The organism is Halalkalibaculum roseum, assembly GCF_011059145.1.
Lineage (GTDB): Bacteria > Bacteroidota > Rhodothermia > Balneolales > Balneolaceae > Halalkalibaculum > Halalkalibaculum roseum.
In genome coordinates, this window is record NZ_JAALLT010000001.1 from 517,196 (window position 1) to 543,375 (window position 26,180).

Here is a 26,180-nt window from a genome sequence, read left to right on the forward strand (position 1 = left end):
ATCGATGTTTATACTATCTCAATAAATCGCAGTAAAACAAGCATTTATGAAAATTATTAAAACATTTGGCATCATAGTATTGTCATTTGCAATAATTACGGGATGCAGCCAGAAATCGGAAAATGAATCGGGATCCGCTGAGGAGATGACGGAAGAGGCTGCCAAGAAAATGGAAGCTGAATTTCAGGAAAATCGAGAGCAGTTTATTTCTGAAAGCCAGGCACGTCTTGATTCACTGGAAAATAAACTGACGGAAGTCGGAAAGGAAATCCAGGGAGAATCGGATGAAGCCCAACGTAAGATGGAAGCAACCTGGTCAAATCTCAAACAACAGACTGCAACCATACGCTCTAATGTTGAGAAGCTCGAAAATGCTTCCCGTGAAAGCTGGGACAAGCTGAAGACCACAGCTGCCGAACAGATTGATTACCTGGAATCACAGCTTGCTGAAATGGAAAAAGAGCTTGAGTCTTGAGCACTTCAGGTTTCCCTTTATAAATCTATAAAAATAAAAAGGCTGCCTATTTTGAGGCAGCCTTTTTTATGTGAGAATGTTTTCTCAATGACTACTTTTCTCCCATGAACGGATAGGTCCAATCTTTGGGTGGATTCTGAGATTCTTTAATGGACCGCACAGAAATCCATCTCATAAGATTGGCTGCACTGCCGGCTTTATCGTTAGTACCCGACTTGCGTGCACCACCAAAAGGCTGCTGATTGACAACCGCCGCAGTCGGTTTATCATTGATGTAGAAGTTACCTGCAGCCTGGTTTAGGTATTCTGCCATCTTATTGAGAGCATAGCGATCTTGCGAAAAGATGGCTCCGGTCAAGGCATAGGGTGATGTGGTATCACAAAGTTCGAGTGTCTCATCAAACTTGTCATCTTCATAAACATATACGGTAAGAACCGGTCCGAAGATCTCCTCTTCCATGGTCTTGAACTTGGGATCATGTGCCTGTACAAGGGTCGGTTCGATGAAATATCCTTCAGAGTCATCATAGCCACCGCCGATAAGTATTTCGGCATCGTCTGACTCCTTTGCATAGTCGATATACTCGGTAATGCTGTCGAAGGCCTTCTGGTCAATAACAGCGGTCATGAAATTTCTAAAGTCCTCCGCTTCGCCCATTTTAATTTTTCCTACTTCCTCTGTGAACTTCTTCTTGAACTCGGGCCAAATAGATTCCGGAAGGTACATGCGGGATGCCGCAGAGCATTTTTGCCCCTGGTATTCATAAGCAGCTCTCAAGGCCGCAATAACGACGGCATCCACATCGGCAGACTTATGGGCAAAAATAAAGTCTTTACCGCCCGTCTCTCCGACGATACGCGGGTAGGTTCTATATTTTTTGATGTTGTCGGCTATGCTTTTCCAAAGGTGCTGGAAAGTACCCGTGGAGCCGGTAAAGTGAAGTCCGGATAGGTGCTCGCTATTTATAGCCGGGTTACCCACATCGGCGCCGTGGCCGGGCAGGAAATTAATTACGCCATCGGGCAGACCGGCTTCTTTCAGCATCTGCATGGCAAAATAGCTGGAGTAAACTGAAGTGGTAGCTGGTTTCCATAGTGATACATTTCCACAGAGGGCCGGAGCAGTGGGCAGGTTGACTGCAATGGAGCTGAAGTTAAAGGGCGTTACGGCGAAGACAAAGCCTTCAAGCGGCCGGTATTCGGAACGGTTCCACATGCCATCCGGTGAGTAGGGCTGATCTTTGTAAATTTCGGTCAGATAGTAAGCGTTGAACCGGAAGAAATCTGCCAGTTCTGCAATGGCATCAATTTCCGATTGGTAAGCAGTCTTTGATTGACCCAGCATCGTGGCTGCGTTCATCTTGTAGCGCCAGGGTCCGGAAAGCAGGTCGGCTGCCTTTTTGAAGATGGAAACGCGGTGTTCCCAGGGCATCGCCGCCCATTTTTTACGTGCTTCCAGAGCTGATTCGATGGCCATGTCTACTTCCTTTTCTCCACAAAGATGAACTGTTGCCAGCTTATGGCTATGGTTATGGGGAATATTCACGTCTTCTGTTCTCCCGGTCTTTACTTCCTTCCCACCAATGATAGCCGGTATTTCAATAACCTGGGACTTCTGCCTCTCCAGCTCTTTTTTCAATTCTTTTCGCTCCGGAGTGCCGGGAGCATACGATTTTACCGGTTCATTCTTCGGTTCTCTGATCTCAAAATACGCGTTAGCCATAATTGAATACTTTTTTGTTTAGTGATAAATCAATTCAAATTACTATCCGGAAATTGTCAGCCTTGAAAGTATGAAATATTTTCCTGAAAAATTATGCTATAAACTCTACTAATGTCATCCCTTCAATAACGAGACGGCTTTTTCTGCCGTTTCAATTCCATTAGTTATGCAGTCCGGTACGGAGACTCCACCGCGGATATTTCCTGTAATGAAAAGACTCGGAAAGTTACTTTCTATCATCTTCATGGTATCCAAAAAGGTATCATAGTCGACTTCATATTGAGGGATGGCATTTTTCCAGTAGGTGTGATCGGTAAAGACCGGAGTTCCGGAAATCCCCAGTAAGCGGTCGAGTTCATGCTGAACTTTTTCTATCAAATCATCTTTTTCAAGATGCGCCAGTTCGGGATACCTGGATCCCCCGATAAAGGTGGTCAGCAAGGCATGGTCCTCCGGCGCACGGCCTGGAAAGAGACTGGAAGAGAAGAGGGTACCCAAAATCTTAAAATCTTCGACTTCCGGCACCAGCAATCCGAATCCGTCAAGGGCATGCTGTACCTGATCTTTTTTGTAACCCAGATGGATGATGCTCATCGGAGCGTATGGAATATCTTTTAGTTTTTCCGTAAAAGGTGCGGCTAGTACTTCCTGCATCACGTAAGAAAGGGCATGCGCGGGCAGGCAGGATATGATAAGGTCATGTTCTGCACGGTCATGATCATCAAATTGCAATTGCCACTTGTTATTCGAGTATTGAATCTGACTGATGCTGTGGTTTAGTTTCAAAGAGTTGCCCAGCTTTTTACTCAACTTTTGAGTAAGGGCATTTAATCCGCCTTCAAAAGATATGAGTGCTTTCCTGGCAGACGATTTCCTGTCGCTCTTAAGCATGCCCTTGGTTATTGAGCCGTAGTTTTGCTCCAGCTTAAAGAGCTTATTGAATGTGTGTTTTATGGAAAGCTTCTCGGGATCGCCGGCATAAATTCCGGCTACAAAAGGGTTTATTGCATAGTCAACCACCTCCTTGCCGAATCGTCGCTTCATGAACGCCGCAATGCTCTCGTCATCCTTCTCAATACCGCGGATAAAGGGCTCCTTGAAGAGCCGGAATTTGGCGGAAGCTGAGAAAAGATCCGTTGAGATGAAATCCCAGAGGGACATGGGGAGTGGCTTCGGCACGCCGTTTCTTACGATGAATCGCTTACGGGCTTCGCGGTTCGCTTCCATCATTTTGGAATTCAGATCCAATTCATCGATCAGGTCCCACACTTTTTCCGTACGAACCATTAGGGTGTTTGGCCCATGCTCCGTGAGCCAGTCACCGGTTTGCACGGTACGTATGGATCCGCCAGCCATATCCCTCTTTTCGTAGACCGTAACATCAACTCCATTCCTGGAAAGTTTGTAGGCAGCGCAAAGTCCCGTTATACCTGCTCCCAGCACTCCTACCGATGATTTATTGTTAGTCATTCTGAAAGAAATTCAATACATTTGGTGCCTTACTTAGAATTAATCTAAGTAAGCATTGTGCGATTTCGTCCGCATTATAAGCTCTAATGATAAAGCTGGATTATTAATACTAAGTGAAGATTGCGTTTATGAACACTCTAAAAACACTTTTGTCTGTCTGCTTGGCGTTACTTGTATCGCTGAGTATTGTTTCCTGTTCTCAAGAATCGGCCGATGAACTCATAGTCTATTCCGGTCGCAGCCAAGCCCTGGTCGATGATCTGGTTGATCAATTTAAGAAAGAGACCGGCGCCAACATTAAGGTTCGATACGGCAACGATGCCGAATTGCTTGCCATCCTAAATGAGGAGGGTGATAAAAGTCCCGCCGATGTGATCTGGGCCAACACAACTGGGGCCTTATCCAATGCCACTGAACAGGACCTTCTGACTACCTTGCCTGATTCTCTGCTTGCAAAGCCGGCAGCTTATAGTTCTACTTCAGGAAAATGGATACCCATTACGGTGCGATTCAGAGTGATGGTGTACAATCCGGATAATGTAGACCCTTCCGACCTGCCTGCCTCCGTGATGGATCTGCCGGATATGGAAGAATTTGAAGGCCGGGTAGGATGGACACCGACCTATTCAAGCTTTTACGATTTTATTACAGCTATGCGTATTACTCAGGGAGAGGAGGACACCCGAAGATGGCTGCTGAAGATGCAGCAACTGAACCCCAAAGCATATAATTCGAATACTCCGATGGTACAGGGTGTAGCAGCTGGGGAAATTGATATCGCGCTTACCAACCACTACTACCCCATTCAAATGAAGTATGGAGGAGCTGAAGGGTACTTCGAGGGTTATGAGCATTACGGACAGCCGGAACCTGATCCGGAAGCTAATTATGAAACCTATCATTTTGAAGAAGGAGACATCGGAAACCTGGCGCTGGTTACGGGAGCCGGACAGCTAAAAACAGCTGATAATGCTGAACTGGCACAACAGTTTCTGAGCTTTTTACTCTCTAAGGAAGCCCAGGAATATGCAGCTAGGTCCGTTAACGAATATCCTGTAACCAAAGGAGTAAACCTGCCGGAATTCATGCTGGATGAGGAAGAAGCATTTGAGCTAAGTCCGGACTATAATTATGAGCAACTTCAGCAGCTGGAAGAAACACTAAATCTGCTACGAGAAGCCGGACTTATATAATCAAAATGAGGCCTGATTATCTGTTTGGGGCATAATAATGATGTTGATTACACTATTTAGAATTATTCTAAATAATTATTGACATCAGGATTAGTGCTCCTTAACTTAGTTCCGTTCTAAATTAGAACGAACAAAAATAATCACTAAATCTAAGAATTGTTTCATGGGCTGTCTCAAAAAAGTATCCTTCCTATTACTCCTATCTTTTTTTATTTCACAACATGCTAATGCGCAACAAGGGCAGGGAGCAACCATAGGTGGCTATGGTGAGCTTCACTACAATGATGTTACTTATAACGCCAATGGGGACCAGGGACCCGGCGAATTCGATTTTCATCGCTTCATCCTGTATGCCGGTTATGATTTTAACGACTGGATTGCGTTCCGTTCAGAGTTGGAAATTGAACATACCTTCGTTAATGACGGACAGGGAGAAGTAGCACTGGAACAGGCATATGTCGATTTGCGCTACAAGCCTGAACTGGGTGTTCGAGCCGGTATTATGCTGGTGCCTGTAGGCATTGTCAATCCCATCCATGAACCACCTACATTCAATGGCGTTGAGCGACCGAATGTAGAAAAATATATCATACCCAGTACCTGGAGAGAATCCGGTATTGGTATTTATGGGAGAACCAGATCCGGACTCAGTTATGAAGCGTATCTGATGGCAGGTCTTGACGCCTCCGGAATAACCGGAGATGAAGGCATCCGAGGCGCACGGCAAAAAGCTTACGAATCGTCCACCGATAACTGGGCACTGACCGGTCGTCTTGACTACAGAGCTAATCTGAACCTTACAGTCGGAGCCTCTTACTTTTACTCTGATCTCTCCACCGACAGCCAATTCGGTAATGCCATGGAGGGAGCAAGGATCAATATGATTGAAGGTCACGCTATTTATACAAATAGCGGATTTGAAGCACGTCTGCTTGCTGTATATAGTGGAATTTCAAATGCCGAGGACGTTAACAATGTATTCGGCAATGATATCGGTGAAAGCCAATACGGCGGGTATCTCGAAGCCGGTTACGACTTGTTACGTCTGAGTGATGCCGATACCGAACAACAGCTTATATTGTTTGCACGTGGGGAAGTATATGACACCCAACTCTCAACCGCGAATATTATTGACAATGCGGAAAACGAGCGTCATGAATACACCTTTGGCTTCACCTATAAGCCGGCACCGAGAGTCGCTTTTAAAGCCGATTATCAATTACTGCAGTCAGCTGGTATAAAGGATATCCAGCAACTTAATTTTGGAGTGGGCTATAACTTCTAAACTATTATTTTGAAGGGAGAATTTGTAATAGATTCTCCCTTTTTATTTTTGACCGTATGATTCCGTTAAGAAAACTTGTTTTTGCAGTTTGTATTCTGGGAGTGCTTCCATTTTCTGGGTATGCCCAGGTTGCTCCGGACAAGGTAAAAAGCGCCAAGCTAACGGAGTCGATTGAAGCGGTTACGGGTTCAAAACAAGCACCGTCCTGGAATACAATCCTGGTGCCTGCCGAATCAAAGGATCCCATCAAGAAAGAATTCAAGCTCAAAAGAAGCATCCCTGACAGCATCCATGTGGGAGTCGTGGAGAATGGCGAATCAAAGACTTTTATTATTCCTGATATCGCGCCCAGCAAATCAGAGAAGTTTTCTTACGTACTGTATGTCAACTCCAACAAGGAGATTATAGATATTGATGTGTTGACATACCGGGAAAGCTACGGGTATGAGATAGATTATCCCTTTTTTAGAAAACAATTCAAGGGGATGGATGAAGCCGAAGAAATTAGATTCAATAGGTCCATCCAAAATATAAGCGGTGCTACCATATCTGCCAGAAACATTACCAATGCTGTTCATGATCTCATGCTTATCGTAAACAGAGTGGGGTTAGAGTAATGGATTTTCTTCCACCCTTGCATAGCTGGCCACCCGCTGTAAAAAAACTAATTCTGATGTTTGTTAGTGTGACCTTTGTCGGGGTTGTGATCGGTGGCATATTCATCGAAGTAACTACTCACCTCAAGCCTCAGGGCGTAGTGGAACAATATAAGGGGGTCAGTGAAGATCGTATAGAGCAGGCCGAGGAACTCAAGTTTCCAAAACCTTTAAAGGAGATGCTTACCACGACGCACAATCACATTTTAGGATTGTCTTCGTTATTTGTCATAGTTGGCTTTCTCTATCTCATGGCCGGCAAGCATGACTGGCTGAGGATAAGTATAGCGGTAGAACCTTTGATTTCATTAATCCTCACTTTCGGCGGTTTGTGGATTGTACGATACCTGTGGGAACCCTTCGTTTATATAGTGATTTTGAGCGGAACCCTGATGATTGCATGCTACGGCTGGATGTGTATCGTCATCATGAAAGAGTGTCTTAGAAGTCAGGCAAAATAATATTGAAGATATGAGTCTAAACAGGAAAGATTTTTTAAGATATCTGATTACCGGCGGTCTAGGTGCTTGTTTCGGAGGCGCCTCCGCTATTCCTAAATACTTCAAGGAAAATGGCGCTGGACTTGTAACGGTTAAAAGACAAAGTCTGGTGATGGGCTCCGTTGCAAGCTTTGAAGTTGTTGCGGATTCTGAACGTGCCGGCTATGAGGCCATTCGCAAGGCTGTGGATGTTTTTCGCTCACTGGATAAAAAACTTTCTATGTATCGCGATGACAGTGAGATGGCGGTACTGGGTAAATCAGCAGGACGGACGCCTGTTTCGATATCGGAAGATGCTCTTGAGGTTTTAGGGTTTTCCAAAAAAATTAGTGAATCAACCGGGGGATTATTCGATGTAACTATTGAGCCTGCAATGAAATCCTGGGGATTCAGAAAGGAACCGGGTGATCTTATCAAAGAACCGACCCATGAAGAACTTCGAAAGCTGGAACAGCTCATAGGTTCGGAGAAGATCTCTATCACCGGCAACCGGGCTTATCTCGAGCAGAAGGGCATGGCCGTTGATTTAGGCGGGGTAGCCGGAGGTTATGCTCTTGACAAGGCAATTGAAGAGATGAAGCGAAGTGACATCAGGGCTGCTTATATAAATTTCAGCGGTGATATTCACTGTTTCGGTCAGCCGCTTGATGGGGAAAGCTGGAAAGTTCAGATTCTGGATCCCGGTACAGGGCAGCCCCTTCAGGAGAGTATAAACCTGCAAGAGCGTGCACTCAGTACCAGCGGAGCCTACGAAAACCGCCGTGAGAACGAAGGTGCCTCCTGGGGACACCTGCTAAATCCGGAAACAGCCAGACCGGTTGAACCGGTGGCATCTGCTACTGCCATACATGCTTCTGCAATGATGGCAGATGCCTGGTCAACGGCATCTTATTTAGGTGCAGAAGCTCCGGGAGAAGTGGAGACAATTTTCATTAAGTAAGTTTATTCTTCCTCCGCTGCCGACACGTTTTGCTGAGTAAAGGTCTCCATGAGCTGCTGCAATAAGCCGGTTCCGATACGTAGGAAACGCTCCTGTCTTCCCATAGAAAGAAAACGCAACAGATTGCGAAGCTCTACCAGCAGATAGGGAGGGTTAGTGACCAGACTATCGTTATTTATAATGTTATTCCAGTCCAGAGGCTTTTGGAACTTGACCCCGTGATGTTCCATAGTTTCATAATAAACATGTGCAATTAGTCCATAACCGATGGTGGTAGGATGGATACCGTCTAAACTGAATATACCGCCCTGATACACCTTTCCGGTTTCATTATCCAGGCGAAGATAGTCAGTAGAAATGCCGGGATTGCCGTTCTCATCGACAAGGTGTGAGGTTGCCTCATTTGCTTTCAGGGCTTGTATAAAATCTTCGGGATAGGGTATGGTGATCCCTCCTTTTCTGCGGCGCCGGGCGATCGCGCTGACGTATTTATTCAAAGGCACTGTAATCCACCCATACTCGTCGGCAACCTCCCTGATTACATTGTTATAGTTATCCACATGGCGGTCGAGTTTGATAGCCTGTTCCCGCGTGAGGTAGGGATGGCGTTCCGGATCAAAATCGCTGTCCCAGATCCAGAAACGGGTATAGTAATCGAAATAGGTGGTGTCTTTTATCGAGCGGTCTTCATTAACCCCCCTTGTGACAGGCGGTATGGTCACATAGGGTATGGTTTGGGTAATTACACGTTCTGCGCCTATCTGACTCACTTTTTCAGCAAATTTTCGGTACTCCATTTCAAAATGTTCCGGGCGGTAAACCGTAAAATTTCGCTCGGATGGAAAAGATTCCAGGTTATCATCTTCGGAATAGTTAAAACGTAAGTCGGTAACTGCGCCAATGACATTATTATGCCCCATGGTGGCGATAAGGTTTTCAATACCACCGTTTTCCTGAAGGTGCTTTACATTATCCAACAGGGTGTTATTTGAAAACTTTTGGCCCAGGGTAGGGTTTAGAGTCAGTCGCGCTGTGGTATACATGGCGTGATCGGGCAGTACATTAAATACCGAGTAGGTTTCAGACTGCTTTTCAATAAGTTCGCGACTCTTCAATTCGGTAACTTTCCATGCATCACTGATAGAAAATCCCCAAACCGATTGGTTATGGTATGGGGTGTGATGATCTCGTTTGAGATCTTTGATATTTCCCTCCCAGTAATTTTTGACCCTTCTCAGAGTGGTATAGAGATGGTGCATAGCCGGAAGATATTCATTCCACTCCAGAGTACTTCCAAACTCATCGGATAACCCCCGAACCAGAACTTCCAGATTTAAGGGAATACCGCCCTGAGCGGTGAAGAGAGGCTGGTCAAATTGGGGCTCCGGTTCAAAACACTGGTTGAGAAAAGCCGGGAAATTAATGTCCGTACGGTAAATACCCCCGTTTTGAAATCCTTGCGTTATGCTGTCACCAACAACGGCAAGCTTGTGTTTTGGTTTTTTGGTACGAGCCACCTTATGATCTATGGTTAATTTCCAATCGAATCAGACTCATTGAACTTATTTAAAAAAATGAAAAGATAAAGAAATTTATTGGGCAACTTGCCACAGTAAATCTAGATTGATTACTGAATAATGCTGTAAACGGATTTACCACCGAATAAGATTATAAACAATCATTTAGGGAGTATCAGAGGGATTTTCAGAGTATTTCTGAAATATACTCTATGGCTGTAAACAACTAAAAGTTATGCTTTATAAGTGGTATCTTTTGAGGTTTTAAAAATCTATATGACCAATGAATATGAGTGAATCAAAGGAAGAAAACAGGCTGGATGCGTTTAGAAAGCAAAGAGCCGAAATGAACGAAAAGATACTGGACCTTGACCACCTGGGGATCAAGCGCTTTTTTAATCTTGATACCAATACCTATAAAGACGGTGCACTGCCTATGCAGACCAAAGAGCTGCTGGGATTGGTGGCATCAACAGTGCTGCGTTGCAACGACTGTATCGACTATCATCTGGAGCAATGTGCGGAATCGGGATTCAGTAAGGATGAAATCATTGACGCATTAAATGTGGCCCTGGTTGTAGGGGGAAGCATCGTGATTCCCCACTTACGCCATGCAGTTGCTACCCTGGAGCTTTTGGAAAAGGAGAATACTCTAAAAAGTAATTAGATGACTAAACGTCGTTTACCGTTCATTTGTCTGATTCTTTTGCCCATACTGCTATCTCAGGCAGGTCCGGCCAATGCACAGTTTTTGCCGAAACCGGCGGGCAGCGACTCCATCAAACAGGCGCTGGTGCCGGTGGCAGGCTACAGTTCAGATATCGGATTGATGGGCGGCATACTATACAGCCGCTATGATTATACCGGAAATATCCGTCCATTTAATAATTACCTCAAGACAACGGCGGTGACCTCGACGAAAGGATTTGCGAAGGTTGAAGGATTGTATGAACAGACCCAAACCTTCGGCAGGAATATCCGTAGCTCTTACCAGCTTTTTTTTAACCGATTGGCAAACAACAGTTTTTTTGGTACAGGCAATAATTCCACCTATAGTGAGCAGCTCTGGGATGAGGAATACTACTTTTTTGAGTCAGTTAACCTGAGCCTGGATCTCGCCTTTCGAAAGCCGTTGTATAGGGATGTCGATTCCCGCTTTGACATTCTTGGCGGTCTTGGGACAGGATACCAGATTCCCTATATTCGCCAGGACAATTCCAGCTTTAACCGGCGGATGCCTAATGGGAGTGATGGCGGATTCGTCAATTATTTGAGTGCAGGATTTGTCTGGGAGAATCGGGATAACGAGTTTGATCCCCAATCAGGCAATCGGGTTCAGTTTAAAATGCGTTTTGCACCCAAATTCGCCAGTGAGTACGCCCTTACGACCTTTCGCCTGGATATGCGACAGTATTTCTACATCTTCGATTTTCTCACCATCGCCAACAGACTGGAAGCCCGTCATGCTGCCGGGGACGTTCCCTACTGGGAACTTTCGACTCTTGGGGATGACTTCAGCCTGAGAGGATATCCTCTCAACCGGTTCCAGGGCAACTCTTCTTTATCCTATAACCTGGAGCTGCGATCGTGGATGTTCACATTTTCCGAATATGCCGTAAAAATTGGTGTGCATCTTTTTACCGATGCGGGACGTGTATTCACCGAGGAAGATAATGCTGCCGACCTGTTTGAAGGCTATAAACAGACCATTGGCTTTGGAGGAGCCCTCTCCTTATTCAATCCAGATTTTATCTTACGGGGAGAGATGGGCTTTTCTGAGGATGTCAGCCGGATCTATGTCGGCATTGGCTACACTTTCTAATAATAATCAATAACCGTTCAGTTTACAGTTTTTTATGACATCAGGTACTACCGTATTATTAACTGCTGCAAAAGAGGATTCGGAAGAGATCAGGCAGTTGCTTAAGGAGAAGAAAATGGAAGTTTTTCATTTTCCTCTGGAGATCTACGTCCCTGTCAAAAATAAAACCGACATCGAAGAGACCTTCTCCCAATTTTCGGAGTTTAAGAATATTGTTCATGGCAGCATTCGGAATGCCAGATTCTTTATCAGGGAAGTCGAGTCAATGGGTAAGATAGAGGAGGTCAGGAAAATACTGAATCTTACTTTGGATGAAGATACAGCCACTTATTTAGAAGAGTCTGGAGTTCCGGCTGTTTGTACCTATGCCGGCAATAAATCCATCAACCTGGTTGAATTTATGCTGAGGTTGCGCAGGATGGGAGCAACACTTTATCCTTGCGGTTCACATCACAAAGAAGAGATACCCGGTTTCCTGGAAGAGCTGGATATTCCTGTTAAGGAACTGGAGCTTTTCGACCTGGAGGGTCCGGAGGAGGCTGATCTGAAGTCTTACCGTCAAAAACTGGCTGAGAAACAGCCGGAGGCCGTTCTTTTTCATTCCCGACGGTCGGTTACCCGAACGCTTGCAGCCTTCCCCGAGCTGGATTATGAGTCTGTCCGGGTTATTTCTGCAGATAAGGGTATTTCGAAGAAACTTTCAGAAAATGGTATTGAAGTGGATGATGAGGCTGACGGAAGCTGGGTATCTCTTGCCGAATTATTATAACCACTAAGACACTTAGTTCTCTTAGTGTCTTAGTGGTTATAGTTTCACAATCGTGCAGCCCGCACCGCCCTGTTCGATTGGTGCCAGGTGGAAATCCTGCACATCCTTACGTTTTTCCAGGTACTCGTGAATCATATTCTTAAGAATTCCCTCTCCCTTCCCGTGTATAATCTGAACCTCATTTAATCCGGCAGCCAGTGCATTATCCAGGTAATACTCCACCTCCTTCATTGCTTCCGGACCTCTCATGCCCCTGACCTCCAGACGGGTCCTCACCACCGAAGAGGTGTCCCGGTTCATGATATTAACGGTCACACGCTGCTTCTTTTTCTTCTTGGAAGCATCTTCAACCTTGACCAGGTTGTCATAGTCGGTTTTCAGTCGAAGTCCCCCGGCCATGACCACAGCCTTATTTCCGTCTACATCAACCAGTTCACCTGTGGTATTGGCATCCTCGAGACGAACCGTATCTCCCTCTTTCGGGGGTTCCTTTGAGGCCTGTTTGCGTTCTTTCCTTTTTGTTTCAAGCTCGCTGAGTTGTTCTTCTACCTCATCCTTATGCTTCTCAACGTCTTTCCGAGCCTCCCGGATGGTTTCCGAATCTTTCTGACCTTTCTCAACAATCTGCTCTACCGCTTCCTCAATTTTTCGGTTTGCTGATTGCATTATTTGTTTAGCCTCTTGCAGGGCCTTTTCACGGATAGTCTCCTTCTCCTTCTCAATGGCCGATCGTTTTTCATCGTACTTATGACGGGCCGCTTCGGTCTGCTCCTTTAGGTTGTCGTATTTTCTTTTGAGTTCCTCGGCCTCCTGACTTTTGGTCTCCAGTTCGCTGATCAGCGTTTCCATATTGCTTTTAGATTCACCGAGCAGGGTTCTGGCTTTACTGAGCAGTGTGTCATCCAGCTCCATGCGCTGGGCAATTTCAAAAGCATAACTGCTGCCCGGCACACCCTTTTTAAACCGGTAGGTGGGAGAGAGGGTATTCTGATCAAACTCCATGGACCCGTTTACCGCATTCAGGTGGTCGTGTGCAAATATCTTCAGCGAACCGTGATGAGTGGTGACCAGTATCTTAGCCTTTCGCTGCATGAGCAGTTCGATAAGGGCCTGAAACAAGGCACCTCCTTCCTCCGGGTCCGTGCCCGCTGCAGCTTCATCTATAAGTACCAGGCTGTTATGGTCTGCTTTTTTCAGGGTATCCCGCATCCACTCCAGACGGGAGGAGAAGGTACTGAGATCATTTTCTATCGACTGGTCATCACCCATATCTACGAACAGGCCTGAGTAAATAGGCAGTTCGGTACTGTCTTTGGCAGGAATGGCAAATCCCGACTGGGTCATCATTACGCATAGACCCAGCGTCTTCATGGCTACTGACTTACCCCCGGCGTTGGGTCCTGTGATGACCAGGCACTGTTCCTCTTCATTCAGTTCTAGGTCAAGCGGAATAACATCTTCCCGTTGATCTTTTTTGAGTCCAAGATTTTTCAGTTTCAGAATTGGGTTGGAGGCATCCTTAAGATAGAGTTTGGAACTGTCGCAGATGACCGGGACATAACAGTCGAGATTAATTCCAAGCTGGGCTTTGGCTGCGATTATATCGAGGCTGGTCAGAACGTCAAGATTCTGTTCAATAGATTCTCTGTCAGCTCGAACATGATTGGTAAGCTGGCGAAGTATGCGCTCAATTTCACGTTTCTCCTCCGATTCGAGCTGGCGAATTTCATTGTTAATGTTTAAGGCTTCAACCGGTTCAAGATAAACTGTTTGCCCTGTGGAGGAGACATCGTGCACAAAACCCTGGATCTTCCGTTTGTACTCCGCCTGAATAGGAATAACCATTCTGCCGCTCCGTATGGTAGGTCCTTCATCCGAAGCCATTCCTTCCTTAGCGGCGCGGCTCATGACCTTGTTGATGGTGTTGCGCAAATCATTTCGCTTTCTGTTCAGTCGGCCGCGAATGGATTTGAGCGCATCACTGGCATCGCTTCTCAGTTCTCCATTTTCAGTAATGATACTGCGGATTTCCTCCTCAAGATTGTTCAAAGGGATAAGGCCAATAGAAACTTCTTTGAGTTCAGAATAGTCTTCCTCCCGGTCTTTGATAAAAGATTTCACTCTACGTGCCGTCACTGCCAGTTCCAGTATCTCCAGGAATGCATCCATCGGAAGCAGACTTCCTTCGGCACTAGACGTTTTCAAAAAATCCCTGACATCATGTAGGTTGTTCAAGGGAAAGGCGGCCTCGTTTTGAAGCAAGTTCATCATTTCACGGGTGGAGGCCAGGTTCTTTTCCACTTCCTCTTTCCGGGAAGAGGGCATTAATTTGTTAAGCTTGTCTTTAGCGATGGAAGAACGCGCCTGTTTAGCAGCTGCCTCCCTGATGGCATTGAAGCCAATCTTCTCAATAAGTCTGTTCGGCTGTAAATGCATTTATTTATCTGTTATAATCTGTCCGGCCGACTAAAATGTTTTAAGTGTACCAAGAACCATTTAGTAATCCTTTCACCGAAAATATTAACATAAATCGATGTTTACTGAATAAGCGTTCAAATATAAGCTTCTTTGGGCGGAAAGGTGAATTTGAAAAGAGGCAAATATTTCTTAACTCAACAGCGATAATAAATGTAACGTTGAATATGAAACAAAAGCTCTATCAGGTCGATGCCTTTGCAGGCAAATTATTTGAAGGCAACCCGGCAGCGGTATGTCCGCTTTCAGAGTGGCTCCCCGATAAGAAGCTCCGGCAAATTGCTATGGAGAATAATCTTTCCGAGACCGCCTATTTTGTTCAAGAAGAAGAAAGCTACCGCATTCGCTGGTTTACACCGACTTCGGAGGTTGACCTCTGCGGACATGCCACACTGGCTTCGGCACATGTTCTTTTTGAACATTTACAATTTGACAATTCTGAAATAACCTTCAGCTCCAACAGCGGACCTCTAACCGTTCGTAAAGAAAAAGGTTTGCTGGTTATGAATTTTCCTGCTTCCGTGGGAGAGAGGGTTGCCGATGCCGATGCGCTGTTAAAGGCTTTAGGCGCAGAAAGCGATGAAATATACCGGGCGACCGATTATCTGGTTGTGCTAAAGGATGAAGGTCAGGTAAGAGATCTGGAGCCTGACTTACCTCAACTCAACCGGATTGAAACCAGAGGAGTCATCGTCACGGCACCCGGCAACGAATTTGATTTCGTATCCCGCTTTTTTGCCCCTGCAGTAGGCGTTGATGAAGATCCTGTAACCGGTTCAGCTCATACTATGCTGGCCCCGTACTGGTCAGGAAGACTTGGAAAAGAAAAAATGCTGGCCAGACAAGTATCGAAACGCGGCGGCACTGTACACTGTAAGGTACTTGGTGAGCGGGTGGAAATTTCCGGTGAGGCAATTACCTACTTTGAAGGAATAATAGAGATCTAGAAATGATGAATCTTGGTGTAGCTTTGTAATGCTTTGTGAAACTCAGTGTTACGACTTGATGATAAATGAAACTAAATTTCTCTCTCCTTGGAAATTACGTTTATAATCTTACTATTACTCGGAATCGTAGCCGGAATCCTGGCCGGACTATTCGGCCTTGGCGGCGGCATCCTCTTTACCCCCATACTCTTCATTGTATTCAGTGATGCGGGGATTGAAAATCCGGTAGTTTTGACCATAGGTTCCTCTCTGTTTTGCACCTTTATTGCTGCCGCAGGAAGTTCAATTCGCCAATTCAGGCAGCAAAATTTTTATTGGGCGGATGGTTTAAAGGTGGGATTGCTGGGAACCGTCGGAGTAACCGCAGGTAAATGGGTGATTACCTCTGAGTACTACAGCCAGCAGGTATTTGCCATATTCTTTAGTCTCCTGCTAATCTATGTGGCCTACATTTTCATTAGGAGGGGGCGCCAGGAAAAAACAGCAGCATTTGATGATCGGGAACCACTGAAATGGAGAGAGTCTCTGGTAACCGGTGGCTTGGGTGGTTTTGTAGCTGCACTTGCAGGAATCGGAGGAGGAGGGGTGATGGTTCCTATGTTAAACCTTTACTATAAAAAAACATTTAAAAAAGCAGTCAGTGTCTCTTCTCTGGCTATCGTATTTATCTCATTGTCCGGCTGGATGCAGCTGACATTTACCGGAAGCGGGGGAGGGATGACCTCCTACAGTCTGGGAAGTGTTGATTTCGGCGCCGCCCTGCCCATGGCGATCGGGGGATTAGCCGGCGGGTTTTTTGGTGCTATGCTGAATCTAAAAATTGACCGAAAATTCCTGCAGTTTGCCTTTTCCGTGTTGGCACTGGCTATGGCTGCAAAGCTTCTTTCTGAGGTTTATTAATGATAAACCCGAAATACATGATTCGGTTTACCCCTTCTATATAGGTACGGCTTTTTCTATCCTATTTTCTAGGACATTGTGTGAACTGAATCAGTTTGCACAGATTGTGTGGTTAACCTGCCTTTTCACCAATTCTGTAGTGTAGATTCATATGCTACAAGAGGATCCATTTCTCGATGGTTATGTCAATTCCTTCAATTAAAAGTGGCACCAGTTAAAAATTTATTTTTTTAATTATTAGAAAATTCTAATATTGCTGAAAAGAAGTACATCATTTACAGGGATACAAAATAAAAATTAGGTTATTATGTCGGAAAGCAATGAGAGTAGCAGGCGTTGGATACCCCTTGCGCTTGATTTTATATTATCGAAATACACGCTGGCGAATCGAAGAACCATTCTGGTACTGAGTTTATGGATTGGAGTGATAACGCTAAGCATCATGTCAACCGTATGGATTGCCCCGTCGGAGTTTATGCTGATCGAGAGTGGGAGCGATGCGACCAGTCTTTTTTTCCTTTTCTATCCGCCTCTAATTTTGGGCACCCTTATGCTGTTCTGGCTGGGATTTGAATGGGGATTCATACCTCTATTTCTTTCCGCTTTTATCATCACCTTCAGCATGGGAATGACCTATTATTGGGGTCTGCTCTTTGGGGTGGCTTTCATACTTGGACTCGGTATTTACGGCATTACCTACTACTGTGTTTCTTTTGACCCGGCGCTCAGGGATCTGAAAAGTTTCGTCTTTTACGTGATGATCTCTTTCTTTGCAGCCATGGCCAGTTCATTGGGATCTTTTGTTTGGAGTGACTTTTTCAACCTGGAAACCTATAAGACCACGTTGCTTTGGAAAGGCTGGTGGACCGGCATGTTTTTGCAGTCCATGCTGATTACGGCTCCCATTCTCTACCTGTTTACACCAGTGATTTATCGGTTGCGTGATAAGTATTTTACGGATATCCCGAATCCGAAGGTATCGCTGAATTGGATATACAGTGCCATAGCCAGCGTTGCGGTAGTTCTGCTCCTGTTTATTGGCGGGGCAAAGATGCTGGGTACTGAAGCATTGAATGCCCAGCTGGCAACGCTTCAGCCTAGCTTTGGCAATGGTTTGCTGCAAACCAATGAGTCGCTCCAGATCATTTCCTGGATATCTATCGGGTTGGTTGTTTCGCTGGGAATTGGAGGGATCTATCTGGTTGGTAGCTGGAACCAGCAGCTGCAAAGCCAGGTGGATGAAAAAACCAAACAGTTGAGAAGAAACGAAGAGCTGCTGAGGGATGCCCTGAGTGAACGTGACCTCTTCCTTGATACCATTCATGACCGCATGAGGGATAATCTTACCAAGATTCTTGCTCTCCTTGAACTGCAGCTGAAAAATGATGTGGATAAGTCCATATCAGAAATATTGAAGGATTCCTATTCCAGAATTTCGTGTCTCGCATTGATTCATGAAACAATGGACCAGTCCCAATCTTTCCGTAACCTGGATGTCAGAAAATATGCGGTTAAGCTGTCAAACCGTCTTCAAAAGCGATTCCAGGATGAAAACAGGCAGATTGATGTTATGCTCAATATCGATCACGTGATCGTGGATATTGATAAGGCAGTGCCTTTGGCCATGATTATGAATGAGCTTATGGTAAACGCCTTTATTCATGGCTTCCGTGACCGTACCACCGGTGTCATAATTATCGATTTTGATAAAAAGGAGGATGGGGTTCTTCTAAGGGTTCGTAATAATGGGGCTGCATTGCCTGATAGTTTTGATATGATGATCCAAAAGAGTCTGGGAATCAAGCTGGTTAAGACGCTGGTCAGGCAGCTGCAGGGTGAGTTCGATATAGTGGATCGTGAGAAGCCGGCCTTTAGTATTATGATTCCGGATAATATGTTGGTAGAGGCCTGATTCAATTTTATTGTTTCAGATGATGTCTCATTGCCCCCGCTCTGCTGCGGAATGACATTGCTGGATTGCTTCCGGAGCAGAGCACCGGAAGCAGAGAAAACAATTAGTTAAGGAGCATAAAACCAAGAATAAGACTTTTTATCATCCCGACCGTAAGTGGAGGGATCTCATCCTAATCGTAACAGCTACAATCTTTTAGAACGGATGAGATCCCTCGACGGGGCTCGGGATGACACCAAAAACAAAACTGTGCCAACAAAAGGATGCAACGATCATAGGGCATTCTGCCCCTGCGGATAGTATTTACCTTTGAAGAGATTCAGCCTTGGGGCAATTTTTAATCTATTCATAAACCCAGCCTAATTTCATTGATCGGTTTTAGCCCGGCGACACTTCTTGGAAGTGTATTCTCTGACACAAACAAAATACCTCCTTCCGCCGCTCTGCTGCGAAGGCTACATATCTTACAATTAGTTAAGGAGCACAAAAAACAAAGAACAAGATTCTTTGTCATCCCGACCGTAAGTGTAGGGATCTCATTCGCATCCTAGGAGCAACACCTTCTCATAACTGATGATATCCATAGAGGTCTCGGGATGACACCAATGAACAAAACTGTGCTAAAAAAGAAAGGATGCCCCGATCATAGGGCATCCTTTAGAGAGTTAGCAATAGATTGTTATTCTATTCAATAGGGGTGAATAGAAGAGACAGCTAAAGTGGTAGTAAAACTGTCTGGAAAAATGGCTGTAAACTAGATGAACGCAGCTTGAAGCACGATGAGGAGCTCTGAAGAGCAAAGAACAGACCCGGAATTAAACTCCCAAGGTCGTCTTTTGCAGTGTCGGAATAGCGGGTTGCCTGAGGTAAAGTCAGTAAATAGCCACTATATTCAGTTGTCCCGAAGCTTTTAGCTGATATCATGTCTATTCTATAACAGCCTGTAAATGATATGTCAAATATTAACGATTTCTAATATTAGATGAAATTAATGTTTGTAAATATTATTTGAGGCTAATCAAATTTGAATATCTGCTTTTATCCGCTCAACAAGCTGTTCTCCTTTGTAATTAACGTTTGCCCTGTTGCTTCCGGAGCAGAGCGCCGGAAGCAGACAATGTGAGTTTTTTTTCTTTGCAAATTTGCTACTAAACAAACCGAGGAAAAAAGAAAGGACGTCCCGATCAAAGGACGTCCTTTAGAGTTAGCAATCTACTCCGGCCCGGGTTAGAAGGCCGGATGTATAAAAGTTCTTATCTGCCTTGCGGCATAATACCCGGCAGCTTTATTACAGCCGGTATATATTTTAAATAGCAATCATTAAGAGTAATCATCTCACTTAATCCATAATTTTTCGCAGGAAGGCCGGTTGATCGGTATCTGTCTTATCAATGCGTTCTCTGCGATTATTCAGCAACGTGTCGCCCTGCTGCTGCTTGGACTGTTCGCGCTCCTGCTCTTCCTCCTCATCGTTAAGCGGACGCACATTCTTGAGTCCACGGCGATGGAAAGCGGGAGAATCCATGTTCTTGAGGTTTTTTTCGCCCTTATAGAATGGCTCATTGGTTGACGAGTACCGGGTTTGTCCGGTAAAGTCTTTGGCCTTGGGCATACTCAGCGAACTGCTTTTCTCCTCTGCATCGGCAGATTTCTTCTTCTCCGAACCGGAGTTTGGCGCAACTCGAGCTTCCTTGCGATTATCGGCAAGATCGAAACCGGTTGCGATGACGGTTACCCGCAGTTCATCATCGAAGCTTTCATCCAGTACCGTACCCAGGATAATCTCGGCGTCTTCTCCGGCTTCCTGCTGTATGATACTGGTTGCCGTGGTGGTTTCACGCATGCCGAGATCGGCACCTGAGGATATATTAACCAGGACGTTGCGTGCACCGCGTATGCTTACTCCGTCAAGCAGGGGCGAGTTGATCGCTTCGCGGGCGGCAATCTCAGCACGATCGGCACCGGTAGCTGTTGCCGAACCCATAATGGCAGCACCACCGTCAAGCATGGTGGTTCTCACATCGGCAAAGTCAAGATTGATGAGACCCGGCATCAGGATTAGATCTGAGATACCGCGTGTGGCGTTATATAGTACTTCATTGGCTTTGTTAAAAGCCTCCATCAGCGTGGTATTCTCATCGGCAATATCCAACAGTCGCTCGTTGGGAATGACGATGACTGTATCACTATTCTTTTTTAGTTCGGTAATTCCCTCGAGGGCATATTTCATGCGTTTCGGTCCCTCGCAGAGGAATGGGGTTGTTACGATGGCAACGGTCAGGATGCCTTTGCGCTTGGCAATGCCTGAAACCACGGGAGCACCCCCGGTTCCGGTACCGCCGCCCATTCCGGCCGTAACAAAAACCATATCAGCGCCTTCGATGGCTTCTTCAATTTCGTGACGATTTTCTTCAACGGCCTCACGTCCAATTTCGGGACGGGCTCCGGCACCAAGTCCGTTGGTCAGATTAGTCCCGACCTGGGTGGTGATGTCCGCCATACTGTTCTTAAGTGCCTGGGCATCGGTATTCAGTGCGATATATTCTACACTGCTTAGCCCTTTATCTATCATGTTGTTGACGGCATTTCCTCCTCCGCCTCCAACACCAACTACTTTTATTTTCGCATTGTCCTGACCGTCGATGTCAAAACTAAAACGAGAGTTAAGGTTAGCCATAATATTTACTCCTTTATGATTGCTATTGATTTATTCGATTGCTGGTTCTTTTCTCTTGAACCTTTCAGCGTCCTCTTATTTTCAAAGGACCTGAGAGTGCTCAAGTTCTCTTCTTCTGATGCTTCAAATATTTTATCATCGCTACGCTCATTAGTGTCCAGACTGATCGTGTTGCGTCTGGCCAGTTCATCAATTCTGTTAAGCGTCTTTGTTTTCATAAGTGATTGCTTATGGTTCGTATGAATGTCTAGAGCTCTTTAAACCAACTCTTCATGCGGTCAGCAATGGAATTCATCACCTTCTCTACACTGGTTCCTTCTGTTGAGGAGGGAACCATTACCTGGTTCTGTCCGCTGCCGCCTGTTCTGATGGCGTGCATAACCAAACCGACACCGGTGGCATAAATCGGATTGTTTACTTCTTCAATGAGTCCACCGCTTAAACCGAGCGGTTTCCCGATTTTTGCATCCATGCCCAGTACCTCATTGGCTAGTGGACAAATATTTTTGATCAGCGAACCGCCACCGGTAATAACGAGTCCGGCGCTGAGTGATTCGGCATATCCGCTGCGTTTGATTTCGATGGCCACGATCTCCAGGATCTCTTCCATGCGGGCCTGTATGATCTTTCCTAGTATGCTTTTGGTAATCTCCTTTGGGGGACGTCCCGCGATGCCGGGTACGGTAATAGCTTCGTCCTCTTCAATAAGGTCAATGTAGGCTTCCCCGTGGTTACGCTTCAGTTTTTCCGCCTGATCGTCAAGTACGCTAAGTCCAACACGGATATCATCGGTTACCTTCTTACCGGCAATAGCGATTACTGCGGTATGTCGGATGGTATTATCCTGGAAAATAGCTACGTCGGTTGTACCTCCACCAATATCCACCAGCACAACACCGGCTTCTTTTTCCTCATCATCAAGCACGGAGTAGGAAGAAGCTAGGGGTTCTAATATGATATCTGCAACTTGGTATCCGGCGCGTTCTACACAGCGATAGATGTTTTTGGCGGCAGAGACGAGTCCGGTAATAATGTGAACTTCGGCCTCCATGCGTTTGCCGCTCATACCGACCGGATCACTGATACCGTCCTGGCCGTCAACTACAAATTCTTGTGGTATGACGTGGATGATCTGCTGATCGGTTGGCAGCATGATGCGCTGGCAGTCTTCAAGCAACCGCTCTACATCGTCAACTGTAATTTCATTGTCTCGATTATTGATGGTGATGACGCCTTTGCTGCGCATGCTTCGTATATGGTCACCGGCGATACCCACATTAACCGAATTGACTTCAATGCCGGAAGCAAGCTGGGCCTGTTCAATGGCCGTTTGGATGGCATTCACGGTCTTGTCGATGTTGACCACCACTCCGCGATTCAAACCGTCGCTGGGGGCTTTTCCTACACCGAGAATATGAATGCGATCCTGGCTGTCGATAGAAGCTACGATCGCGCACACTTTGGTTGTTCCGATATCGAGTCCAACGACAATTCTATCCTTCTCTTCCATAATCTTTTCCTTGTCCACGTACTGTTAGGTGTTTATTTAACTTTCTTGGGTTATAATTTGACCGCGAAAACGGAGATCGATAGCCCGCATACCTGCGATGCCTTTGGTTTTAATCACTTCTCCGTAAAAGGCTTCCCAATTACGAAGCCTTGTTTTAAAATCATTTTTGCCAAATACCAGCTTTACGCCATTTTCATGGGTAAGAGCTACAATACCCTCGTCCCGGGTCCAGGCAACTTCACTGATGGTTGCATTGGATACATTTTGGCGTTCCATTTCAAGCAAAAAATCTCTTGTCGATAAAAATGCTTTGCTCTTCAGTGTGTCTTTCATTGGACCGGCTTTAAAACCGTATAGAATCGGTACGTCCACTGCCTTGCCGAGGATGAGTTTCAGCCGGAGACCATCCCGGTCTACATAAATTTTATCATTACCATCAGCGAGCAAGGCAATAGGCTGTCGTTCAGTAATTTCAATAACAAGGTTTCCACTCGGTTCTACCTGAACATCGGCTTGTTTCACATAAGGGATCCTCTCAACCTTTTCGATGATGCTGATGAAATCCAGACTGTCCGGTTTTACACCCGTCGGTATATCAACACTCTTTTGCAGTTCTTCCTGGGTGACGAAATAGTGTCCTTCAAATTGAACATCCTTCACGGTCATATTCCGGTCCCAATAGATCCCGCCGATGATGGCGAGGCCCAGAATGAGTACAGCCCCTGCTACCCATGGAATGGCATTAAAGCTTTTGACAGAAGCCTTGGAGCGATTCTCGTTATGTGGATTCTTTTCTGACATAAATGTTGCAGCGGCCACTAAGGTGCTGCTTTGTTATCAATTCACGTTTTAATTCCTGACTTCAGGCTTTCCACAAATTTTTCACCGTAGCGGTATATATCACCGGCACCCATCGTAATGATGACATCACCGGCCTGTGCTATTTCTTTGAGTTTATTCGGTAAATCCTGTTTATCCTCCACGTAGTAAACCTGGCGATGCCCGTACTCCCTTGCCGAATCGGCGATGAGTTTGCCATCTACTCCTTCAATGGGTTCTTCACGTGAGGGATATACATCAGTTATGACACAGACTTCAGCATCAAAGAATGATGATCCAAAATCCTGATACAGATCTTTGGTGCGGGAATAGAGGTGTGGCTGAAATACAGCAACAATACGGCGCTCTTTCCAACCGTTGCGGGCCGCTTTTAGGGTTGCCTGTACCTCTGTTGGATGATGCGCATAGTCATCGATCACAATGATGTCATCAATATCAGCTTTGAGCTGGAACCTTCTGAAGACACCCTGAAATCGCTCAAGGCCGGACTTGATATATTTGAAATCAATGTCCAGTTCGAGTCCCACTGCAACAGCAGCCAGGGCATTTCTGACATTGTGTTCGCCCGGAGCTTCCAGCTTGATCTCACCAATCTCTTCTCCGTCGTTTAGTACCGTAAAAGTGCTGTAGAAATTGTTCACCTCAATATTTCTAGCTCTGACTTTAGCTTGTGGCGTCAGTCCATAGGTAATAGTACGTCGTTCAATTTCCGGGATGATGCTCCTTACATTGGGATCATCGAGGCAAAGTACCACGGCCCCATAGAACGGCACCTTGTTGGCAAATTCAACAAATGCGTTTTTGACGTCTTCGAGATTGTCGTAAATATCCAGGTGTTCTGCCTCAATGTTGGTGATCACTGCCAGAGAAGGACTGAGGCGCAAGAAGGTACGGTCAAATTCGTCCGCTTCTACAATGATAATGTCCCCTTTACCTACAACGGCATTGGTTTCTGAAAAGCTGTGAACCTTACCGCCAACCATAATGGTGGGATCAAAACTTCCGTCCTGAATCACATGTCCAACCATCGTGGTTGTAGTGGTTTTGCCATGCGTTCCGGCAATGCCGATTCCGTACTTCATTCGCATCAGCTCGGCGAGCATTTCAGCTCTTTTAATGACCGGAATACCGGCCTCAATAGCAGCCTTGGTCTCTAAGTTTTCATTGGCCTTAACGGCGCTTGTGAAAACCACAACATCGGCTCCTTCAATATTCTTTTCATCGTGGCCGATGTATATTTTGGCACCAAGTTCTCGGAGGCGTTTGATGGTATCGCCCTCCCTGGCATCAGATCCGGTTACGGTATAGCCCTTTTGAAGCAGAATCTCGGCCATGCCGCTCATACCAATTCCCCCGATCCCGACCATGTGTATATGGCGGGTTCGTCCGAAAATTGGTTGTGTTTGAATCTGTTTGCTCATTCCTTGTTATCCGGTTATCTCTTTGGTTGCAATTTCAAGTATCTCCCGTGCTATATCTGAAGCGGCGTCGGGCCTAGCCAGTTTCAATGCCGCCTTTTGCATCTCTTTAAGTTTTTCCTGGTCAAATATGAGTTTGTTTACCAGCTCAGCGAGTGTCTCTTTTGCCTTGCTGTCATCGAGAATTTCAGCAGCTCCTTCATGGGCCATAGATTGTGCATTTTTGGATTGATGATCTCCCGCAACATTCGGGGATGGTACCAGTATGCTTGGTTTGCCGGTAAGTGCCAGCTCGGAACAGGATAGAGCACCTGCTCTGCTTACCACCAGGTCTGCCACTTCATAGGCTTCCGGCATGTTATGCAGGAAATCCACAAGGCGAAGATCATCGTAATTATCCGTATGCAGTTCTGTGTGCAACTGATCGTAATACCTTGATCCGCACTGCCAGATGATCTGCAAACTCATTTCATTGTGCAGTTCATCAATATTGGCAGCCATGGCTTCATTGATACTTTTGGCTCCGCCGCTTCCTCCAAGCACTAGCAGTGTCTTTTTGGCCTGGTTGAAAGCAAAATGTTCGTAAGCTTCTCCAGTTTCAGCTTCTACAAGGTTTTTCCGTGTTGGATTGCCGGCAACCTCCGTTTTTTCAGCCGGGAGATACCGGTCTGCATCTTCAAATGCTGTAAATATTTTTCGTGCTTTTTTAGAAAGCAGACGCGTAGTCACTCCGGGAAAACTATTTTGTTCCTGCAGCACCAGGGGGATATCCTTTTTGGAAGCGACCCATCCTACCGGTCCGGAGGCAAATCCACCACAGGAGACAACCACATTTGGTTTGAACTGCGAAAGTATGGCCCAGCTTTGAACCAGGCTGCTTCCTAATTTTACAGGGAACAGTATGTTCTTCAGAGTAAATCTCCGGTGAAAACCGCTGATCCAGATACTTTTTATATCATAACCTGCCTTGGGCACGGCATCCCATTCCATATGATCCTTGGTTCCGATAAACAGAATATCTGTATTGTCATTGAATTCCTTAAGCGCATCTGCTATAGCAATGGCAGGGTATACATGACCACCAGTTCCACCGGCTGCTATGAGCACCCGTGGGCTACTCATAGCAGTGGTGGCTGGTTTGTCTTGTGATG

Annotated in this window: 22 protein-coding genes; 12 read left to right on the plus strand and 10 right to left on the minus strand. The window is 45.8% G+C overall.

Going from position 1 to position 26,180, the window contains the following annotated elements; translation table 11 throughout:
• Nucleotides 1-46: 46 nt before the first annotated feature.
• Nucleotides 47-475 carry a coiled-coil domain-containing protein 22 gene (locus tag G3570_RS02080; RefSeq protein WP_165138681.1) on the plus strand — a complete coding sequence of 143 codons (429 nt, stop codon included), beginning with the start codon at nt 47-49 and terminating at the stop codon, nt 473-475.
• Nucleotides 476-566: 91 nt separating this feature from the next.
• Here the strand turns inward: G3570_RS02080 and pruA are convergent, their stop codons facing one another.
• Both pruA and hemG read right to left on the minus strand, forming a co-directional pair.
• Nucleotides 567-2,198, minus strand: coding sequence for an L-glutamate gamma-semialdehyde dehydrogenase (pruA, locus tag G3570_RS02085; RefSeq protein WP_165138683.1), 1,632 nt, complete (start codon nt 2,196-2,198; stop codon nt 567-569).
• 114 nt (nt 2,199-2,312) lie between these two features.
• A complete protein-coding gene (hemG, locus tag G3570_RS02090) occupies nt 2,313-3,668 on the minus strand; it encodes a protoporphyrinogen oxidase (RefSeq protein ID WP_165138685.1) in 1,356 nt (451 codons plus the stop codon).
• Nucleotides 3,669-3,796: 128 nt separating this feature from the next.
• Here hemG and G3570_RS02095 point away from each other — a divergent pair, with 128 nt between their 5' ends.
• From G3570_RS02095 to G3570_RS02115, 5 genes are all read left to right on the plus strand, one after another.
• The gene (locus tag G3570_RS02095) at nt 3,797-4,861 is read left to right on the plus strand and encodes an iron ABC transporter substrate-binding protein (protein ID WP_165138687.1); all 1,065 of its coding nucleotides are present in this window, start codon (nt 3,797-3,799) and stop codon (nt 4,859-4,861) included.
• Between the two features lie 163 nt (nt 4,862-5,024).
• Complete coding sequence (locus tag G3570_RS02100) at nt 5,025-6,146, plus strand: TonB-dependent receptor (RefSeq protein WP_165138689.1); 1,122 nt, start codon at nt 5,025-5,027, stop codon at nt 6,144-6,146.
• A gap of 56 nt (nt 6,147-6,202) precedes the next feature.
• Nucleotides 6,203-6,763: an FMN-binding protein gene (locus tag G3570_RS02105; RefSeq protein ID WP_165138691.1), complete on the plus strand. Its 561-nt coding sequence runs from the start codon at nt 6,203-6,205 to the stop codon at nt 6,761-6,763.
• On the plus strand, nt 6,763-7,263 hold the full coding sequence (locus G3570_RS02110) for a hypothetical protein (protein WP_165138693.1): 501 nt from the start codon (nt 6,763-6,765) through the stop codon (nt 7,261-7,263). Before G3570_RS02105 ends, G3570_RS02110 begins: the two co-directional genes overlap by 1 nt.
• A gap of 10 nt (nt 7,264-7,273) precedes the next feature.
• On the plus strand, nt 7,274-8,242 hold the full coding sequence (locus G3570_RS02115; RefSeq protein WP_165138695.1) for an FAD:protein FMN transferase: 969 nt from the start codon (nt 7,274-7,276) through the stop codon (nt 8,240-8,242).
• 2 nt (nt 8,243-8,244) lie between these two features.
• On the opposite strand, the gene G3570_RS02120 is transcribed toward G3570_RS02115, so the two are convergent.
• On the minus strand, nt 8,245-9,759 hold the full coding sequence (locus G3570_RS02120) for a hypothetical protein (RefSeq protein WP_165138697.1): 1,515 nt from the start codon (nt 9,757-9,759) through the stop codon (nt 8,245-8,247).
• A gap of 289 nt (nt 9,760-10,048) precedes the next feature.
• Here G3570_RS02120 and G3570_RS02125 point away from each other — a divergent pair, with 289 nt between their 5' ends.
• From G3570_RS02125 to G3570_RS02135, 3 genes are read left to right on the plus strand one after another with little or no spacing between them, the layout of a single operon-like run.
• Nucleotides 10,049-10,426, plus strand: a complete 378-nt coding sequence (locus G3570_RS02125) for a carboxymuconolactone decarboxylase family protein (RefSeq protein WP_165138699.1) — start codon at nt 10,049-10,051, stop codon at nt 10,424-10,426.
• A complete protein-coding gene (locus tag G3570_RS02130; protein WP_165138701.1) occupies nt 10,427-11,581 on the plus strand; it encodes a BamA/TamA family outer membrane protein in 1,155 nt (384 codons plus the stop codon).
• A 34-nt stretch (nt 11,582-11,615) separates the two neighbouring features.
• Nucleotides 11,616-12,350, plus strand: coding sequence for a uroporphyrinogen-III synthase (locus G3570_RS02135; RefSeq protein ID WP_165138703.1), 735 nt, complete (start codon nt 11,616-11,618; stop codon nt 12,348-12,350).
• 36 nt (nt 12,351-12,386) lie between these two features.
• Here G3570_RS02135 and G3570_RS02140 read toward each other — a convergent pair whose 3' ends face one another.
• Entirely contained in the window at nt 12,387-14,786 is a 2,400-nt protein-coding gene (locus G3570_RS02140) for an endonuclease MutS2 (protein WP_165138705.1), read from the minus strand.
• 206 nt (nt 14,787-14,992) lie between these two features.
• On the opposite strand from G3570_RS02140, the gene G3570_RS02145 reads away from it, so the two are divergent.
• The 3 genes from G3570_RS02145 (at nt 14,993) to G3570_RS02155 (ending at nt 18,584) form a co-directional block, all read left to right on the plus strand.
• On the plus strand, nt 14,993-15,772 hold the full coding sequence (locus G3570_RS02145; RefSeq protein WP_165138707.1) for a PhzF family phenazine biosynthesis protein: 780 nt from the start codon (nt 14,993-14,995) through the stop codon (nt 15,770-15,772).
• Between the two features lie 87 nt (nt 15,773-15,859).
• Nucleotides 15,860-16,672 carry a sulfite exporter TauE/SafE family protein gene (locus tag G3570_RS02150; RefSeq protein WP_249066581.1) on the plus strand — a complete coding sequence of 271 codons (813 nt, stop codon included), beginning with the start codon at nt 15,860-15,862 and terminating at the stop codon, nt 16,670-16,672.
• A gap of 307 nt (nt 16,673-16,979) precedes the next feature.
• Nucleotides 16,980-18,584 (plus strand): sensor histidine kinase, encoded by a 1,605-nt coding sequence (locus G3570_RS02155; RefSeq protein WP_165138709.1) that lies wholly within the window; start codon nt 16,980-16,982, stop codon nt 18,582-18,584.
• A gap of 1,339 nt (nt 18,585-19,923) precedes the next feature.
• Here G3570_RS02155 and ftsZ read toward each other — a convergent pair.
• The 6 genes from ftsZ to murG are packed head-to-tail and all read right to left on the minus strand — an operon-like array spanning nt 19,924 to nt 26,151.
• Entirely contained in the window at nt 19,924-21,261 is a 1,338-nt protein-coding gene (gene ftsZ, locus G3570_RS02160; RefSeq protein WP_249066583.1) for a cell division protein FtsZ, read from the minus strand.
• Nucleotides 21,262-21,266: 5 nt separating this feature from the next.
• Nucleotides 21,267-21,479: a hypothetical protein gene (locus G3570_RS02165; RefSeq protein WP_165138711.1), complete on the minus strand. Its 213-nt coding sequence runs from the start codon at nt 21,477-21,479 to the stop codon at nt 21,267-21,269.
• 29 nt (nt 21,480-21,508) lie between these two features.
• The gene (gene ftsA, locus G3570_RS02170; protein ID WP_346267198.1) at nt 21,509-22,789 is read right to left on the minus strand and encodes a cell division protein FtsA; all 1,281 of its coding nucleotides are present in this window, start codon (nt 22,787-22,789) and stop codon (nt 21,509-21,511) included.
• 18 nt (nt 22,790-22,807) lie between these two features.
• Nucleotides 22,808-23,572, minus strand: coding sequence for a cell division protein FtsQ/DivIB (locus G3570_RS02175; protein ID WP_165138713.1), 765 nt, complete (start codon nt 23,570-23,572; stop codon nt 22,808-22,810).
• Nucleotides 23,573-23,613: 41 nt separating this feature from the next.
• Entirely contained in the window at nt 23,614-25,032 is a 1,419-nt protein-coding gene (murC, locus tag G3570_RS02180; RefSeq protein ID WP_249066585.1) for a UDP-N-acetylmuramate--L-alanine ligase, read from the minus strand.
• A gap of 6 nt (nt 25,033-25,038) precedes the next feature.
• Nucleotides 25,039-26,151: an undecaprenyldiphospho-muramoylpentapeptide beta-N-acetylglucosaminyltransferase gene (murG, locus tag G3570_RS02185; RefSeq protein WP_165138715.1), complete on the minus strand. Its 1,113-nt coding sequence runs from the start codon at nt 26,149-26,151 to the stop codon at nt 25,039-25,041.
• Nucleotides 26,152-26,180 lie beyond the last annotated feature (29 nt).

What these genes read in the sequence shown, in the direction of transcription:
- G3570_RS02080 (WP_165138681.1), top strand. Translation starts at nt 47, where the DNA reads ATGAAAATTATTAAAACATTTGGCATCATAGTATTGTCATTTGCAATA.
- pruA (WP_165138683.1), bottom strand. Translation starts at nt 2,198, where the DNA reads ATGGCTAACGCGTATTTTGAGATCAGAGAACCGAAGAATGAACCGGTA.
- hemG (WP_165138685.1), bottom strand. Translation starts at nt 3,668, where the DNA reads ATGACTAACAATAAATCATCGGTAGGAGTGCTGGGAGCAGGTATAACG.
- G3570_RS02095 (WP_165138687.1), top strand. Translation starts at nt 3,797, where the DNA reads ATGAACACTCTAAAAACACTTTTGTCTGTCTGCTTGGCGTTACTTGTA.
- G3570_RS02100 (WP_165138689.1), top strand. Translation starts at nt 5,025, where the DNA reads ATGGGCTGTCTCAAAAAAGTATCCTTCCTATTACTCCTATCTTTTTTT.
- G3570_RS02105 (WP_165138691.1), top strand. Translation starts at nt 6,203, where the DNA reads ATGATTCCGTTAAGAAAACTTGTTTTTGCAGTTTGTATTCTGGGAGTG.
- G3570_RS02110 (WP_165138693.1), top strand. Translation starts at nt 6,763, where the DNA reads ATGGATTTTCTTCCACCCTTGCATAGCTGGCCACCCGCTGTAAAAAAA.
- G3570_RS02115 (WP_165138695.1), top strand. Translation starts at nt 7,274, where the DNA reads ATGAGTCTAAACAGGAAAGATTTTTTAAGATATCTGATTACCGGCGGT.
- G3570_RS02125 (WP_165138699.1), top strand. Translation starts at nt 10,049, where the DNA reads ATGAGTGAATCAAAGGAAGAAAACAGGCTGGATGCGTTTAGAAAGCAA.
- G3570_RS02130 (WP_165138701.1), top strand. Translation starts at nt 10,427, where the DNA reads ATGACTAAACGTCGTTTACCGTTCATTTGTCTGATTCTTTTGCCCATA.
- G3570_RS02135 (WP_165138703.1), top strand. Translation starts at nt 11,616, where the DNA reads ATGACATCAGGTACTACCGTATTATTAACTGCTGCAAAAGAGGATTCG.
- G3570_RS02140 (WP_165138705.1), bottom strand. Translation starts at nt 14,786, where the DNA reads ATGCATTTACAGCCGAACAGACTTATTGAGAAGATTGGCTTCAATGCC.
- G3570_RS02145 (WP_165138707.1), top strand. Translation starts at nt 14,993, where the DNA reads ATGAAACAAAAGCTCTATCAGGTCGATGCCTTTGCAGGCAAATTATTT.
- G3570_RS02155 (WP_165138709.1), top strand. Translation starts at nt 16,980, where the DNA reads ATGTCGGAAAGCAATGAGAGTAGCAGGCGTTGGATACCCCTTGCGCTT.
- ftsZ (WP_249066583.1), bottom strand. Translation starts at nt 21,261, where the DNA reads ATGGCTAACCTTAACTCTCGTTTTAGTTTTGACATCGACGGTCAGGAC.
- G3570_RS02165 (WP_165138711.1), bottom strand. Translation starts at nt 21,479, where the DNA reads ATGAAAACAAAGACGCTTAACAGAATTGATGAACTGGCCAGACGCAAC.
- G3570_RS02175 (WP_165138713.1), bottom strand. Translation starts at nt 23,572, where the DNA reads ATGTCAGAAAAGAATCCACATAACGAGAATCGCTCCAAGGCTTCTGTC.
- murC (WP_249066585.1), bottom strand. Translation starts at nt 25,032, where the DNA reads ATGAGCAAACAGATTCAAACACAACCAATTTTCGGACGAACCCGCCAT.
- murG (WP_165138715.1), bottom strand. Translation starts at nt 26,151, where the DNA reads ATGAGTAGCCCACGGGTGCTCATAGCAGCCGGTGGAACTGGTGGTCAT.